Origin of the sequence: Streptomyces sp. TLI_146 (assembly GCF_002846415.1) — a bacterium.
In the GTDB taxonomy this organism is placed as follows: domain Bacteria; phylum Actinomycetota; class Actinomycetes; order Streptomycetales; family Streptomycetaceae; genus Streptomyces.
Genome location: NZ_PJMX01000001.1, coordinates 362259 through 377167, shown reverse-complemented (window position 1 = coordinate 377167; position 14909 = coordinate 362259). Strand labels below are relative to the sequence as shown.

General features: G+C 70.6%; 17 protein-coding genes. 11 read left to right on the top strand and 6 right to left on the bottom strand.

From position 1 onward, the window contains the following. The first annotated feature begins 372 nt into the window (after positions 1-372). Positions 373-1215, top strand: coding sequence for a YwqG family protein (locus BX283_RS01735; RefSeq protein ID WP_101392080.1), 843 nt, complete (start codon positions 373-375; stop codon positions 1213-1215). 44 nt (positions 1216-1259) lie between these two features. After that, positions 1260-1559: a hypothetical protein gene (locus BX283_RS01730; protein ID WP_101385904.1), complete on the top strand. Its 300-nt coding sequence runs from the start codon at positions 1260-1262 to the stop codon at positions 1557-1559. Here the strand turns inward: BX283_RS01730 and BX283_RS40380 are convergent. Then, positions 1534-1671, bottom strand: coding sequence for a hypothetical protein (locus BX283_RS40380; RefSeq protein WP_180357008.1), 138 nt, complete (start codon positions 1669-1671; stop codon positions 1534-1536). The genes BX283_RS01730 and BX283_RS40380 overlap by 26 nt on opposite strands. Positions 1672-1761: 90 nt before the next feature. Between BX283_RS40380 and BX283_RS01725 the strand changes: the two genes are divergently transcribed. The 4 genes from BX283_RS01725 to BX283_RS01710 all read left to right on the top strand — a co-directional run bounded on the left by BX283_RS01725 (position 1762) and on the right by BX283_RS01710 (position 5366). Next, positions 1762-2109, top strand: a complete 348-nt coding sequence (locus BX283_RS01725) for a DUF6479 family protein (RefSeq protein WP_101385903.1) — start codon at positions 1762-1764, stop codon at positions 2107-2109. Positions 2110-2284: 175 nt separating this feature from the next. Continuing rightward, positions 2285-2698: a CBS domain-containing protein gene (locus BX283_RS01720; protein WP_101385902.1), complete on the top strand. Its 414-nt coding sequence runs from the start codon at positions 2285-2287 to the stop codon at positions 2696-2698. A gap of 47 nt (positions 2699-2745) precedes the next feature. Next, positions 2746-3297: a type 1 glutamine amidotransferase domain-containing protein gene (locus tag BX283_RS01715; protein ID WP_101385901.1), complete on the top strand. Its 552-nt coding sequence runs from the start codon at positions 2746-2748 to the stop codon at positions 3295-3297. After that, positions 3294-5366 (top strand): catalase, encoded by a 2073-nt coding sequence (locus BX283_RS01710; RefSeq protein ID WP_101385900.1) that lies wholly within the window; start codon positions 3294-3296, stop codon positions 5364-5366. The genes BX283_RS01715 and BX283_RS01710 overlap by 4 nt, the downstream gene beginning before the upstream one ends. A gap of 102 nt (positions 5367-5468) precedes the next feature. On the opposite strand, the gene BX283_RS01705 is transcribed toward BX283_RS01710, so the two are convergent. Both BX283_RS01705 and BX283_RS01700 read right to left on the bottom strand, forming a co-directional pair. Then, entirely contained in the window at positions 5469-6992 is a 1524-nt protein-coding gene (locus BX283_RS01705; protein WP_101385899.1) for an FAD-dependent oxidoreductase, read from the bottom strand. 102 nt (positions 6993-7094) lie between these two features. Then, positions 7095-7421 (bottom strand): plasmid stabilization protein, encoded by a 327-nt coding sequence (locus BX283_RS01700; protein ID WP_101392079.1) that lies wholly within the window; start codon positions 7419-7421, stop codon positions 7095-7097. Between the two features lie 170 nt (positions 7422-7591). On the opposite strand from BX283_RS01700, the gene BX283_RS01695 reads away from it, so the two are divergent. The 4 genes from BX283_RS01695 to BX283_RS01680 all read left to right on the top strand — a co-directional run bounded on the left by BX283_RS01695 (position 7592) and on the right by BX283_RS01680 (position 10984). Continuing rightward, complete coding sequence (locus BX283_RS01695; RefSeq protein ID WP_101392078.1) at positions 7592-9064, top strand: aminotransferase class I/II-fold pyridoxal phosphate-dependent enzyme; 1473 nt, start codon at positions 7592-7594, stop codon at positions 9062-9064. Between the two features lie 173 nt (positions 9065-9237). After that, positions 9238-9936 carry a nucleotidyltransferase family protein gene (locus BX283_RS01690; protein WP_101385898.1) on the top strand — a complete coding sequence of 233 codons (699 nt, stop codon included), beginning with the start codon at positions 9238-9240 and terminating at the stop codon, positions 9934-9936. Continuing rightward, positions 9933-10190, top strand: coding sequence for a BON domain-containing protein (locus BX283_RS01685; protein ID WP_101385897.1), 258 nt, complete (start codon positions 9933-9935; stop codon positions 10188-10190). The genes BX283_RS01690 and BX283_RS01685 overlap by 4 nt, the downstream gene beginning before the upstream one ends. Continuing rightward, on the top strand, positions 10187-10984 hold the full coding sequence (locus BX283_RS01680; RefSeq protein WP_101385896.1) for a metallophosphoesterase: 798 nt from the start codon (positions 10187-10189) through the stop codon (positions 10982-10984). The genes BX283_RS01685 and BX283_RS01680 overlap by 4 nt, the downstream gene beginning before the upstream one ends. Positions 10985-11021: 37 nt before the next feature. Here BX283_RS01680 and BX283_RS01675 read toward each other — a convergent pair whose 3' ends face one another. Further along, positions 11022-11522, bottom strand: coding sequence for a hemerythrin domain-containing protein (locus BX283_RS01675; RefSeq protein WP_101385895.1), 501 nt, complete (start codon positions 11520-11522; stop codon positions 11022-11024). Between the two features lie 355 nt (positions 11523-11877). After that, positions 11878-12522 carry a flavodoxin family protein gene (locus BX283_RS01670; protein ID WP_101385894.1) on the bottom strand — a complete coding sequence of 215 codons (645 nt, stop codon included), beginning with the start codon at positions 12520-12522 and terminating at the stop codon, positions 11878-11880. Positions 12523-12624: 102 nt separating this feature from the next. Between BX283_RS01670 and BX283_RS01665 the strand changes: the two genes are divergently transcribed. Then, a complete protein-coding gene (locus BX283_RS01665) occupies positions 12625-13638 on the top strand; it encodes an SDR family oxidoreductase (RefSeq protein ID WP_101385893.1) in 1014 nt (337 codons plus the stop codon). An 18-nt stretch (positions 13639-13656) separates the two neighbouring features. On the opposite strand, the gene BX283_RS01660 is transcribed toward BX283_RS01665, so the two are convergent. Further along, positions 13657-14841 (bottom strand): alcohol dehydrogenase catalytic domain-containing protein, encoded by a 1185-nt coding sequence (locus BX283_RS01660; protein WP_101385892.1) that lies wholly within the window; start codon positions 14839-14841, stop codon positions 13657-13659. Positions 14842-14909 lie beyond the last annotated feature (68 nt).

Below are 14909 nucleotides of genomic sequence, written 5' to 3'. Positions count from 1 at the left end.
ATGGAAGTCATGCTGCCCGGCCGCACCCCGCTGGGCCGTCCGATCTGGCGCGGTGCGCATGCCGGGTCCATCCACGAGATCGTTCCGCAGGTCGCCGACCACCAGGTCGTCAGTCCCATGAATGAGCACGCCACTTGGCATATACGCCTCCCGGCGTCACCTTGTCCCGCTCCACGACGCGCCGATCATCGAGTGGGCCCCCGGTGCGGAGCACGGCCAGGAGACCGCGCGTGCCGACGTTCGTCGCCACCGCCGAGCGCCTGGGCCCGCAGCCGGTCTCCCGCCAGGCGGCACAGAGCTGACACCCTCCGGAAAGCGCCCCACCATCGCGCGCGGCGGCCGTTGTCAGTGGTGGGATGCATCATCAAGGGCATGACTTCCCAGACGTCTTTGCACGACCTTGCCCGTACGCACCTGCCCGCCGACATGGCCGCACGGTGGCTCACCCTGCTGCGCCCCGGCGCCGGTCTGGCGAAGGCCGAGCCGGGTGAGCCGCTGGCCGGGCGGCTCGGCGGGGCACCGGAGCTGCCCGAGGGCGAGGAGTGGCCGGTGTGGGAGGGGCAGGGGCCCCTCGCGTTCGTGGCCCGCGTCGACTGCGCGGCCCTGCCGGTCCACGTCCTGGACATACCGCTGCCCGCCGACGGCACGCTGTCGTTCTTCTACTTCGACGGCCAGATCGACGACGGCGAGGCGTTCGTGGCCCCGGACGAGCCGGAGACGTGGGCGGGGGCGCGGGTGATCTACGCGCCCGCCGGTGCGAAGGTGACGGAGCGCCCCACTCCCGCGGGTCTTGAGGCCTATCCCGAAGTGCCGTTGACGGCCCGTCTGGAGCCCACCGCACCCGACATCTGGCATCCGGTCGTGGAGCGGACCGTGGGCGTGGACCCCCGGGGCGAGGGATGGCCCAGCGCCTTCACCGACGCGCTCTACGACCACTCCGCAGGCCCCGGCCACCGGGTGGGCGGTCACGCCGATCCGGTGCAGAACCCGGTCGAGTTCGAGGTCGCCCACGGCGTCCTCGGCAAGGACGTGCGCTGGGACGATCCCCGCGTGGCCGAGGAGGCCGAGCGCTGGGTCCTGCTGGCGCAGTTCGACACGGACGACGACGCCGACATGATGTGGGGCGACTGCGGCGCCCTCTACTGGCTTATACGGCCCCAGGACCTGGCCGAGCGCCGCTTCGATCGGGCGATGTGCACCATGCAGTGCTGCTGAGCGGCCGGATTCCCTGAGGGTGTCGTGAAACGGCCCACTGGGACATGTCGTTCCTGGAGGCCACGAGGGTAGGGGCGGGCCTGCTCCTGATCGTCGGTGTCCCGACCCTGCTCGTCGCGATGACGGCGGTATCAGCGCATCGCCGCATGGATGTGGTCCGCTTCCGGTTCCTGCTGGCGATGCCGCTGAGCGTGTTCGCCCGGCCGCTCATCGCCTCCAGCGCGCCAGAGCCACTGGCGTTCCAGGTCATGGCACAGATCGCCTTCGCCGCACTCGTCCCGGCGCCGCTCCTGCCCGAGGACTGGGTGGGGGAGAGCGTCAGGCCAGCAGGCTCTGGCTGGTGATCAGATCGCGCACCGCCGGCAGCCCGCCCACGGCGAAGGCCTTCTGCTGCCAGTCCGCTCCGGTCCTCTCGCGCAGGACGTACCCCGCGCGGACGGTGTGAACCGGATTCACCCTTCTGGGGTCGGCGGTGGTGCGGGCCGTAGGTGACTGGATCGAAGCCCTCCGTCCGTTTCGGGCGGAGCTGTCGGGTACCCGGCAGTCATGACCTTGTGCAGCATAGAACTGGCCGCGGGCAGGGACTTGGCGGTCGGCGCGGCCCCCTTCGTCGTCGGCGTGGTTCTCGTCGCGCTGCTCATCGCCCTGGTGTGGCGCGGGCAACGCAGGCGGGCCCGGGTGCCGCGGCCGGAGGAGCAGCCACGGCTGCCCGAGTCGGGGCCGGTGGGCGAGATCATCGAGCGGCGCGAGCCGGATGAGGTGCCGCGTGACGTGCCGCGGTCGACCCCGCACAGACTTCCCGGCTTCGGGAACTCCGGCACCCGTCCGTCCGGGGCCCAGCAGGATGCGTCGACGGACGATCGCTCTCGCGGGGGCGGCCGGCCGCAGGAGTGAGGCTGGGGCCGGGCGTCGCTTTCGGCGGTGATCGCCGATCTGGCCCGGCCGGTGTGTCCGCCTGGTGCTACGGGGTACCCGGCGGCCATCACCCCCGTACGGCGCACAGACGTACGGGCATGCAGAAGTACAAGCAGACCGTACAGGCACACGTAGAGAAGCAAGGAGAAGGCACATGACCACCGCACGCGACATCATGACGCCCGGCGCCGAGTGCGCCGCGGCCCAGGAGTCCGTCCTGGAGGCCGCCGTCAAGCTCACCGAGCTCGGCGTGGGATCGCTGCCCATCTGCGGCAGTGACAACCGGCTGAAGGGCGTGATCACTGACCGTGACATCGTCGTCAAGGTGCTGGGTGCGGGCAAGGACCCCGCCGAGACCACCGCCGGCGAGCTTGCCCAGGGCGAGGCCGTCACCATCGGCGCGGACGACGACGTGGACGAGATCTTCACGACGATGAAGTCCCACCGCGTCCGGCGGCTGCCCGTCATCGACGGCCACACCCTGGTCGGCATGGTCGCCCTGGCGGACGTGGCGCGGTCGCTGCCCTCACCGCAGGTCGGCGACCTCCTCGAAGTCCTGTCGAGCTGAGACATCGGAGCAAGGAGCCGCGCACACACGGAAAGGACCGAGCACCCATGCGGATCGCATTCCTCACCGCGCCCGAGGGCGTGGAGCAGAAAGAGCTGACCGAACCGTGGCAGGCGGTACGTGCCACCGGCGGCGTGCCCGTGCTGGTCTCCACCGAGAAGGGGGAGATCCAGGCCTTCCACCACCTCGACAAGGGGGACACGTTCCCGGTCGACGAGATCGTCGGCGAGGCGGATGTGGCGGAGTTCGACGGACTCGTCCTGCCCGGCGGGGTGGCCAACCCCGACTTCCTGCGGCTCGACGAGAAGGCCGTGGCGTTCACCAAAGCCTTCTTCGACACGGGCAAGCCGGTGGCGGCGATCTGCCACGCGCCCTGGACGCTGGTGGAGGCGGATGTGGTGCGCGGGCGGGTCCTGACGTCCTGGCCGAGCCTGCGGACGGACATCCGCAACGCCGGCGGTGACTGGGTCGACGAGCAGGTGAAGATCTGCGACCACGGGCCGAACATCCTGATCACCAGCCGTAAACCGGACGATCTGCCCGCCTTCTGCGAGGCGCTGACCAGGGAGTTCGACAAGAAGGGGAGGACCGTACGGTGACCGACGCCAAGCAGACGCAGCGAGACGCCTTCCGGGCACACGATCCCGCGTCGGGCCCGCTGACCACCGACCAGGCAGTCACGGTGGACCACACCGACGACTCCCTGCGGGTCGGCGAACGCGGGCCCACCTTGCTGGAGGACTTCCACTTCCGGGAGAAGCTGACCCACTTCGACCACGAGCGGATCCCGGAGCGCGTGGTGCACGCGCGCGGCGCGGGTGCGTACGGGTACTTCCAGCCGTACGAGTCCTGTGCAGCCTTCACGCGGGCCGCGTTCCTGCAGGACCCCGACGTCAAGACGCCCGTGTTCGTGCGGTTCTCGACGGTGCAGGGCCCGCGCGGCTCCGCCGACACCGTACGGGACATACGCGGCTTCGCCACCAAGTTCTATACCTCGCAGGGCAATTACGACCTCGTGGGCAACAACGTTCCCGTCTTCTTCATCCAGGACGGCATCAAGTTTCCTGACTTCGTGCACGCGCTGAAACCCGAGCCGCACAACGAGATCCCCACCGGGGCCTCGGCCCACGACACCCTGTGGGACTTCGTGTCCCTCCAGCCGGAGACGCTGCACGCCATCATGTGGCTGATGTCGGACCGGGCGATTCCGCGCAGCTTCCGGATGATGCAGGGGTTCGGGGTGCACACCTTCCGCTTCGTCGACGCGGAGGGGAACGGGACCTTCGTGAAGTTCCACTGGACGCCGAAGCTCGGTGTCCAGTCGCTGGTGTGGGACGAGGCCCAGGAGTGCCAGGGGCGCGATCCGGACTTCCACCGCCGAGATCTCTGGCAGGCCATCGAGGCGGGGGATTTCCCCGAGTGGGAGCTCGGCGTCCAACTCGTGCCGCAGGACGACGAGTTCGCCTTCGACTTCGATCTGCTCGACGCCACCAAACTCATCCCCGAGGAGCAGGTGCCCGTGCGGCCCATCGGCCGTATGGTTCTGGACCGCAACCCCGAGAACTTCTTCGCCGAGACCGAACAGGTCGCCTTCCACACCGCCAACGTGGTGCCCGGTATCGACTTCACCAACGACCCGCTGCTCCAGGCCCGGAACTTCTCCTACCTGGACACCCAACTGCTGCGCCTGGGCGGCCCCAACTTCGCCCAGCTGCCGGTGAACCAGCCCGTCGCAGCGGTCCGTACCAACCACCGCGACGGCCCGCACCAGAGCGCCGTCCACTCCGGCGCCACCAGCTACACCCCCAACTCCCTCGGCGGGGGCTGCCCCGCCATCGCGGGGGCCGCGGCGGACGCCTACCGGCACCACGTGGAACGCGTGGACGGCGAAACCATCCGCCGCCGCAGCGCGAGCTTCCAGGACCACTACAGCCAGGCGGCCCTGTTCTGGAACAGCATGGCCGACTGGGAGAAGCAGCACATCGTCGACGCCTTCCGCTTCGAGCTGGGCAAGGTCGAGGCGATGGGCGTACGGGCGCGTACCGTCGATGTGCTGGCGTCGGTGGACGGGACGCTGGCCAGGGCGGTCGCCGAAGGCATCGGCGTCCCCGTGCCGCGCCAGGGTGCCGAGCGCCACAAGGGGAGTTCGCCCGCGCTCAGCCAGGAGTCGCAGCGCGGCGACGGCTCCATCCGCACCCGCCGGATCGCCCTCCTGGTGGCCGACGGCCTCGACACGGAACACCTCGCGCCGCTCCGCGAGGCACTGTCCTCGCGCGGTGCGACCGTGGAGGCCATCGCCCCGCACGACGGCAAGATCACCGGCCGGGACGGCAGCGGCTATGTCGTCGACCGGTCCCTGCCGACGGTCGCCTCTGTGCTCTACGACGCGGTCCTGCTGCCGGACTGTCCGCCCGGAGACTCACCGCTGCTCACCCAGGAGGCCGCGGTGCGCTTCGTCCGTGACGCCTACCGCCACGGCAAGCCCATCGGCGCCCTGGGCTCGGCGGTGGCCCTGCTGGAGCGCCTGGGCGTCACCGCCGACAGCGGGCAGGGCGTCGTCACGGCTCCCTCGGCGCCGACCCCGGACGAGGGCGAGGAGTTCACCGGCCGCTTCACCGAGGCGGTCGCCGCCCACCGGCACTGGAACCGCCCTGCGTTGCGACACTGAACCATTGAACCCACGCGTCAGCCCCAGGGGACGACCGGACGTCCCCTGGGGCTGACGCATGGCCTGATCCCGGTCACACCTTCCGGCGGCGCCTGATCTCGGTCACACCTTCCGGCGGCCCAAGGGACGGGTCGCGGGGCCTTGGACGACCTTCCCGTCGGTGTCGAAGCGGGAGCCGTGGCAGGGGCACTCCCAGGTGTGCTCCGCGCTGTTGAAGGCGACCAGGCAGCCCAGGTGGGTGCAGCGTGCCGAGAGGGCGTGCGCTTCGCCCCGCTCGTCGCGGTAGACGGCGCAGCGCTCGCCGTCGATGCGGACCACGGCCCCGCTGCCCGGCTCGATGTCGGCGACGTCCTTGGCCTGCGGCGGGCGCAACCGGTCGCCCACGAAGTGGCGTGCGACGTTCGCCTGGTGGTGCAGGAACGCCGGAGCCTGGCGCACCGTGCTGAGGATGCGGGTGGGGTCGTAGAGGTCGCTCCACGGCAGTCGGTCGTCGGTGATGAGCGCGGTGAGGAGGCGGCCGGCCATGATGCCGCCGCTCATGCCCCAGCCGCCGAACCCGGTGGCGACGTAGGCGTGGGAGGCTCGTGCGTGGAGATGGCCGACCAGGGGGACCTGGTCGGTGGGGTCGGTGTCTTGGGCGGCCCAGCGGTGGGTGATGGTGATGCCGGGGAAGTGCTGTTGTGCCCAGTCGGTGAGCAGGTCGAAGCGCGCGGGGGTGTCCTCCGCGCCGGGGTTGAAGCTCTCGCCGGTGACGATCAGCAGCCGTCGGCCGTCCTCGTAGGGTGCGGTCCGTACCGAGCGGGTGTTGAGTTCCGGGGTGATGTACATGCCCTGGGGGTCGCGGTCGGCGGGGATCGGCGCGGCGACGGCGAGTTCGCGGTGCGTGGCCAGGCGGGTGAACAGCATCGCCCGGTCGAAGATGGGGTAGTGGGTGGCCACGACGACGTCGTGGGCGGTCACCGTCGCCCCGGTCTCGGTGGTCACCCGGCAGGGCTCGCCCTCGTCCAGGCCCACGGCAGTGGTGTGCTCGTAGATCCGACCGCCGTGGGCGCGCAGGTCGTCGGCGAGGGCCAGGAGGTATTTGCGCGGGTGGAACTGGGCCTGGTCCGCCAGCCGTACGGCGCCCGCCACGGCGTAGGGCAGTCCTGTCTCCGGGACGAATTCGGCGGGAAGGCCCGCCGACCGGGCCGCCTCCGCCTCCGCTCGAAGCTCCCCTGTGCGGCTCGCATCGCGCAGGTAGGTGTAGGCCGGGACGCGTTCCCAGTCGCAGTCGATGCCCAGCTCGTTCACGATATGGGCGGCGTGTTCGACGGCGTCCGTCTGTGAGCGCGCGTACAGGTGGGCGGCCTCCGTGCCGCGAGTGCGCAGCAGCCGGTCGTAGGCGAAGGTGTGCAGTGCGGTGAGTTTGGCGGTGGTGTGGCCGCTGACGCCCCGGGCGATCCGTCCGGCTTCGAGGACGACCACGCTGCGGTCGGCACGGGCGAGTTCCCATGCGGTGCTCAGACCGGCGATGCCCGCTCCGAGAACGACCGCATCGGCTTCGGTGTCCGTGTCCAGAGGTGGATACGCAGTGCCGGGAGCGGTTTCGATCCAATACGATCCGCCGGTTGTCCGCGTCTCTTTCATGCGCACCGGGTGCCCTTCGACAGGCCGACGACACCTTGGGCACTCGCCCGGTACGGCCGGCGGGACGCACACGCGCCCCGCCGCGGCCCGGACCGCCTTCGGTCAGCTGCCGCCCAGTGCGCGCTTGAGCTGGGCCTTGTTCATGTCGGAGCGGCCGTGGATGTTGCGGCGCTGGGCCTCGGCGTAGAGCTGGTCGTACGTCGGTCCCTCGGAGCCGCTGTGCGAGCGCTGGCCACCGCGCTTGGAGGACGACATGTCCTGCGTGGAGCTCTTGCTGGCGGTCTTGGACTCGCCGGAGCGGGCGCGCTCCTTGTTGACGGTCCTGGCGGCGATCTCCTTCGCCCGCTTGGTGCTCTCGCCGCGCTGCTCGGCACCTTCCTTGATGTGCTCGTACTGGCGTTCCCGCTTGGGGCTGGATCCGCGAGGTATGACGACTCCTTGGCTGGTTCGATTACGGTGTGTTCGCCATCTGATCCTGAAAGTCACCTCGCAATCGGCTCGGCGAAGGGCCGCGGACGATGACGGCCGAACGGCGCAGAGCACGCCCACGCACGGGTGGACGGGGTTATCGGAAGCGGCTGATGGGGCACCCGGCCGTCATGCATCTCGATCACCATGAGGCCCCCGTGTTGGAAGCCCTCGCCCGGTATCGCGAGGCGGACGAGCTCGGGTTCACCCCGCCCGGCCACAAACAGGCGCGGGGCGCCGATCCCGCTGTGCGGGCGGTGCTGGGAGACGCGGTCTTCCACGGCGACGTGCTGGCCAGCGGAGGCCTGGACGACCGGCGCACCAAGGGCCGGGTGCTGGAACGGGCCGAGGAGCTGATGGCGGACGCGGTCCACGCGGAGCACACCTTCTTCTCCACCTGCGGCAGCTCGCTGTCGGTCAAGGCGGCCATGCTCACCGTCGCCGCGCACGGCCAGAAGCTCCTGGTGGGCCGTGACGCGCACAAGTCAGTGATCGCGGGGCTGATCCTGTCCGGTATCGAGCCGGTGTGGATCGAGCCGCAGTGGGACCGGGAGCGCCACCTCGCGCACCCGCCCTCGGCCGACGCCTTCGAGCGGGCCTTCGCCGAGCACCCGGACGCCCGGGGTGCCCTGGTGACCAGCCCCACCCCGTACGGCTCGGCTGCCGCGCTGCGGGACATCGCCGAGGTGTGCCACCGGCGGTCGTGCCCGCTGATCGTGGACGAGGCATGGGGCGCGCACCTGCCGTTCCACCCGGCCCTGCCGTCGTGGGCGATGGATGCCGGGGCCGACGTGTGCGTCACCAGCATCCACAAGATGGGCAGCGGACTGGAACAGGGCTCCGTCTTCCACCTCCAGGGCAACCTGATCGACCCGGCCGCGCTCGCCTCCCGCGCCGACCTCCTGGGCACCACCAGCCCCTCGGTGCTGCTGTACGCGGGCATCGACGGATGGCGCCGCCAGATGGCCCTGCACGGCCACCGCCTGATGAGCCGGGCGCTGGACCTCGCGGCCGAGGTCCGCGCGGACATCGAGGCGATCGACGGCCTGCACGTCAACGACGAGGACGACTTCTGCGGCCCGGGTCTCGCGGCCGAGTTCGATCCGCTGCCCGTCGTCATCGACATCGCGCGGCTCGGCACCACGGGCTATCGCGCCGCCGACTGGACGCGCGCCCAGCACCACATCGATTTTCACCTCTTCGACCACCGGCGGATCAGCGCGCAGCTCACCCACGCCGACGACGCCGCCACCACCGGGCGCCTGCTGACCGCGCTGAGGGGCCTCGTCGAGCACGCCGACGCTCTGCGGCCCGCGCCGGAGGTCGCCGTTCCCGACCCCGAGAACCTGCGGATGAAGCAGTCCTGGCTGCCCAGGGACGCCTACTTCAGCACCACGGAGGACGTGTCCTGGAAGGAGGCGGCGGGGCGTGTCGCGGCGGAGATGGTCACGCCGTACCCGCCGGGCATTCCGGTGGTTCTGCCGGGTGAGGAACTGACCGAGCCGGTGCTGCGCTACCTGCGCAGCGGCGTCGAGGCCGGGATGAACCTCCCCGACGCGGCGGACACACAGCTGGAGACCGTACGGGTCGTCGCCGAGGACTGACGTGCCCGCGACGCACCAGGCGGGAGGCCTGGCCACTGCCCGGAGGGCGGGGTGTCATGGCGACGAGGGAGGGTACCGGGGAGGCGTTCGCGGTTCACCGACCCGGTTCGGGGAGCGCGGCCCGAACGGCGACACGGACACCCGGCGTCCACCGCAGTGCGAAGGAAGTGGCCATGAGGATGAACGGACAGGACACGCCGGGCCCCCGTGACGACGCCACGCCCGAGCTGCCCCTCGCCACTCAGGAGTCCACCCGGCCCCCCGCGGGCAAGGAGCGGGAGCTGCCGCGCGACCACAGCCAGGCGATCCTGGAGGCCGCCAAGCAGGTGGGCGCCATCCTGAAACGGGCCGGGCACAAGTTCGCGCTGGCCGGGAGCGTGGCGGTCTACGCCCACGGCGGCAACGGAACGCTCCAGCACGACGCCGACTTCTGCGTGCTTCCCGAGGACGCCGAAGCCGTGGCCGCGTCACTGCGCGAGGCCGGGCTCGACGTCCACCACCCGCCGGAGGACTGGCTGCTGAAGACCACCTGCTTCGACCAGAACGTCGACCTCATCTTCGAGCTGGCCCACCGCCCGGTCACCGTGGACCTGCTGGCGCGTGCGGAGGAGCTGCCCGTCGACTCCGTGCACATGCCGGTGCTCTCGGCGACTGATGTCCTGGTCAGCCTGAACAGCGCCTTCTCCGAGCACCACTGCGACTTCGGGGCCGTGCTTCCGGTGGCCCGCGCGCTGCGCGAGAAGGTGGACTGGAGCGATGTGCGGCGCCGGTGCGCGGACGAGCCGATGCCGGCCGCGTTCCTCTTCCTCCTGGAAAGGCTGCACGTCATCGAACCCGAGCAGCCCTCCGCACCCCCGCGGGAGCAGCCATGAAAGACCAGCCGGAGAGCCTGGAATACCGCGTCGCCCACCTCGCCGACCGGCTCGCCGCCGGTGAGTGGGGCGAGCTGGGTGTACGGGCCGAGGCCCGTGGTGGGGCGGTCCTGCTGACCGGAACCGTGCCGTCGGCCGAGTGCCGCGACGACATCATCCGTACCGCCCGCGAAGCGCTCGCGGACCTGCCCGTGCACTGTGACCTCGTCGTCGCGGAGACAGCGGCGCCTGCCCATGCGGAGGACCTGCCATGACCCGGATCGCGGCCGTCGGCGACATCCACATGGGCCCGGACAACGAGGGCACGCTCCGACCCGCCTTCGAGACACTGCCGGAGTGCGCGGACGTCCTGCTGCTGGCCGGCGACCTCACCCGGCACGGGACGGCGGAGGAGGCGCGGGTCGTGGCGCGGGAGATCAAGGACCTGGCCGTTCCGGTGGTCGCCGTGCTGGGCAACCACGACCACCACAACGACAACCCGGAGCTGGTCACGGAGATCCTCAAGGACGCCGGAGCCCATGTCCTGGAGGGCGAGGCCACCGTCGTCACCCACGGCGGCCACCGGATCGGCGTGGCCGGTACCAAGGGCTTCGGCGGAGGCTTCGTGGGTCGCTGCGCGGGCGAGTTCGGCGAACCCGTCATGAGGGAGTTCGTACGCTACTCACGCCACCGCGCCGATACCCTGCGAGTGGCCTTGGAGGACCTGGGGCAGCGGGAGTGCGACGTACGGATCGCCCTGACGCACTTCTCGCCCGTTCCCGACACCCTGGCCGGCGAGCCCCTGGAGATCTATCCGTTCCTCGGCAGCTATCTGCTCGCCGAGGCCATCGACACGGCGGGCGCCGACCTCGCCGTACACGGTCACGCCCACTCCGGTACGGAACACGGCCGCACCAGCGGGGGAGTGCGGGTGCGCAACGTGGCGCAGCCGGTGATCGGCGGGGCCTTCCACGTCTACAGGCTGCCCGGCCGCGACGGACCGCGACGGAGGCCCGCCGAGTGGCGATGCGGCCTCCTCGGCGGGCCCGGTGGCGTAGGGGCTCATTGACGGCTCACTGCGCAGGCCGCCGTCCGGAACGGACCGCTTATCCGAAGAGTGCGGTGGCGGCCTTCTTGAGCGCCCCGGGCTGCGCCGGGCGCCGGGGGGCGTTCGCGCGGACCTCGATCATGCGTGCGCCGATCTCCTGGAGTTCCTTGCGGCCCAGAGCCGAGCGCACCTTGGGGAACCAGTCGCTCTCCTCCTCGTCCATGTGGTGGCTCACCGACTCGATCAGAACGGTCGTCTTTGCGTCGAAGCGTTCGTCGTCAGGGCCCATGAGGTCCAGCTCGGCGCAGAGCAGGTCGGCCACGTGGTGCTCCTCGAAGGACTCCAGGATGTCGGACTCCAGGTCCGGGACGAGCACGCGGACCTTGGGGTACATGACCTGGTTCTCGATGTAGGTGTGGACGGTCAGGGCTTCCACGATCTTGTCGACGAGGTTGTGCTTGGTGGCCTTCGCATCCGCACCCGCGGCCTGGAAGGCCCGGAACAGCTTGCGGATCTCCTTGTGGTCGTCCTTGAGAAGCACGATGGCATCGGTGGACATGACGGCTCCCTTTCGGCGTTGCCTTCCAACGGTGTCCGTCAGGTACCCACAGGTCATGCTCACACCCGGGGAAGAAGGCCACGATTTCCTACCTTTTGAGCGCATGACTCCCGCCCCAGCGGACATACGCCCCCGCGGAACGGCCGGCGCGGGACGTGAGCGCGGGTTTTCCGGCCCGCGCCCCGTTCCACCAGAAGGTGAACCCCGCGTTCCCGAGGAGCGGAAGCACATCGGCCGCGAGCTCGGCATCTCCCAGATGCACGTCTGCCGGCTGCTCCGGCAGTGCTGCGAGAACCTGCGCGACGAGACGATGTGCGCCGCGCCCGGAGAGGCCGCGTGAGCCTGCGCGCCGAGGTCAGCTCGCCGGGTAGGGCGCGGCCTTGAGGCGGCGGGCGAGATGGGCGGTGTTGGCGGCCAGGGTCGCCGTCGTGGCGGCGGTCTTCTCGGGAGTCTTGTCGAGGTCCTGGTAGTCGGTGCCGTGCATGGCCTCGCCCACCCAGTACGTCACCGCGTTGGGCGCCAGGCTGAAACCCACGTCGTTCAGGCCCTGGAACAGGTCGGCGCTCACGTTGTGGGCGCCGTCCTCGTTGCCGACCACACACACCCCCGCGACCTTGCCGTACGTGAGCATCCGGCCCTCGTCGTCGGTCTCGCCGATCTCCGCGTCGAGGCGCTCCAGGACGCGCTGGGCGAGACTGCACGGGTGGCCCAGCCAGATGGGGGTGGACAGGATCAGGATGTCGGACGCGAGGATGGTCTCGCGGATGCCGGGCCACGCGTCCCCGTCGCCCATGTCGGTCTCCACGCCCGGTTTGACATCGTGGTCCGCCACGCGGATCACCTTGCCGGTGACCCCGTGCTCCTTGAGCGCTTCCATGGTCTGCTCGGCCAGGAGCTGGGAGCTGGAGGATGCGGGGGAGGGGCGCAGCGAGCACACCAGCGCCACCGCGCGCAGCGGGGTCGTGGACGTGGCTTCGGTAGGCGTCTGTGCTGGTTCCATGAACAGACCAGTTCCCCGGTCCTTCGATTCGTACCAGCCTTCTTCCCGTCTTCGACGGACGCGAGGGGGTACCCGGCGGGTGTGCGACTGGAGGTGTGACCCATGGTGGGATTCGGAACCGAGAAGGACCTGGGCGGGCAGTCCGCGCTGGTCACCGGTGGCTCGCGGGGACTGGGGCTGCTGATCGCGGCCCGGCTGGCCGTTCGCGGCTGCCAGGTCACGATCGCCGCCAGGGACGCGGCGGAACTCGAACGCGCGGCCCAGTGGATCGAGCGACACACCGGGGTCCCGGCGTCGACCCAGGTGTGCGACGTACGGGAGGAGGCGGCGGTCGCGAAGGCCGTACGGCGGGTCGCCACCGACCAGAACGGGCTCGACCTGGTCGTCGCCAACGCTGGCGTCATCCAGGTGGCCCCGGTCGACGCACTCGACGCCGACGCGTTCCAGGACGCCATGTCGACCATCTTCGACGGCGCAGTCCATGTCTCCATGGCCGCGCTGCCCCACCTGCGCGAGAGCTCCGCCGGTGGCCGGCTGGCGCTCATCGGCTCGGTGGGCGCCCTGCTCGCCGTCCCGCATCTGCTCCCGTACTCCTGCGCCAAGGCGGCCGTGGGCGTGCTCGGCGAGGGCCTGCGCAGTGAACTGGACGGAACGGGCGTCTCCGTGACCACGGTCCACCCCGGTCTGATGCGCACCGGTTCCCACCTCCAGGCCGAGTTCGGGGGCCAGTCCTCGCGTGAGTTCGCCTGGTTCTCCGGCCTCGCGGGCGCTCCCGTCGTCTCCATGGACGCCGAGCGGGCGGCGGAGAAGGTCGTACGGGCGCTGGAGCGCCGCCGCACCCGGGTCGTCCTGACTCCGGCGGCGCACGCCGCCGGACTGGCCCATGGTGTGGCCCCCACCGTCGTGACACGCCTGTCGGGAGTGGCGAACCGGTTCCTGCCCGACGCCGACGGGACGGCGGGCGGCGGAGGGCGCATCCGACAGGGGCACGCGCTCAACGACGTCCCTCGCGGAGGCTGGCCGGAGAAGATCCGCAAGCTGGGCAGTGCCCTCAACGACCGCGCCGCACGCCGCTACAACCAGATGACGCCGGGGCCGCCCACGAGCGCCACCTAGCACTGGGTAGGCGCAGGGTCAGGGCTTGAGCAGCGTCTTCACCATGCCGTCCTCCTTCGCCTGGAACATCGCGTACGCCTTCGGGGCCTGCTCCAGGGACATGGCGTGCGTCTTGAACGAGTCGACGCCGAGCGGGTCCTCGTCCGTCAGCAGGGGGAGGATGTCCTTCACCCAGCGCCATACGTTGGCCTGCCCCATACGCAGCTGGATCTGCTTGTCGAACATGGTCAGCAACGGCATCGGACTGGCCGCCCCGCCGTACACCCCCGACAGGGACAACGTGCCGCCCCGGCGGACGAGTTCGATGCCGGCGTACAGGGCCGAGAGGCGGTCGATCCCCGCGCGCTCCATCAGCGGCTGGGCCACCGCGTCGGGCAGCAGACCGGTCATCCACTGTGCGGCCTTGGCGAACGGGGCGCCGTGCGCCTCCATGCCGACGGCGTCGATGACGGCGTCCGCGCCGCGCCCCTCGGTGAGCTCCCGGACGGCCTCCGCGACCTCCTCGCTTCCCCGGCGCACGTCGAGGCAGGTCACACCGTGCGCGTGGGCGCGCGAGAGGCGCTCGGGGACGAGGTCGACGCCGATGACGGTACGGGCACCCTGATGCTGGGCGATGCGGGTGGCCATGTCGCCGATGGGCCCGAGGCCCAGAACGGCGACTGTGCCGCCCTCGGGAACGTCCGCGTACGCGACTGCCTGCCACGCCGTGGGCAGCACGTCGGAAAGGTAGACGAAGCGGTCGTCGGGCGGACCGTCGGGCACCTTGATGGGGAGTTTGTTGCCGAACGGGACGCGCAGGAGCTCCGCCTGTCCGCCCGGGACCTGTCCGTACAGCTTCGTGTAGCCGAAGAGCGAGGCCCCCATGCCGCGGTCGCGCACCTGAGTGGTCTCGCACTGGGAGTGGAGCCCCTGGTTGCACATGAAACAGTCACGGCACGAGATGTTGAACGGGATGACCACCCGGTCTCCCGGGGAGAGCTCCGACACGTCCGGCCCGACCTCCTCGACGACACCCATCGCCTCGTGGCCGAGGATGTCGCCGGGGTCCAGATACGGCCCGAAGAGCTCGTACAGATGCAGGTCGGAGCCGCAGATCCCGGTCGAGGTGACCCGTACGACGATGTCGTCCGGCTGCTCGATCCGCGGATCGGGAACGGTTTCCACCCGGACGTCCCGCTTGCCCTGCCAAGTAAGTGCGCGCATGACGTGCTGCTCCTGCCGCTCAGGTCGTCGATGGCCGTGTGTGGGCCCCTTTCTCGGCGTCCGGGTGC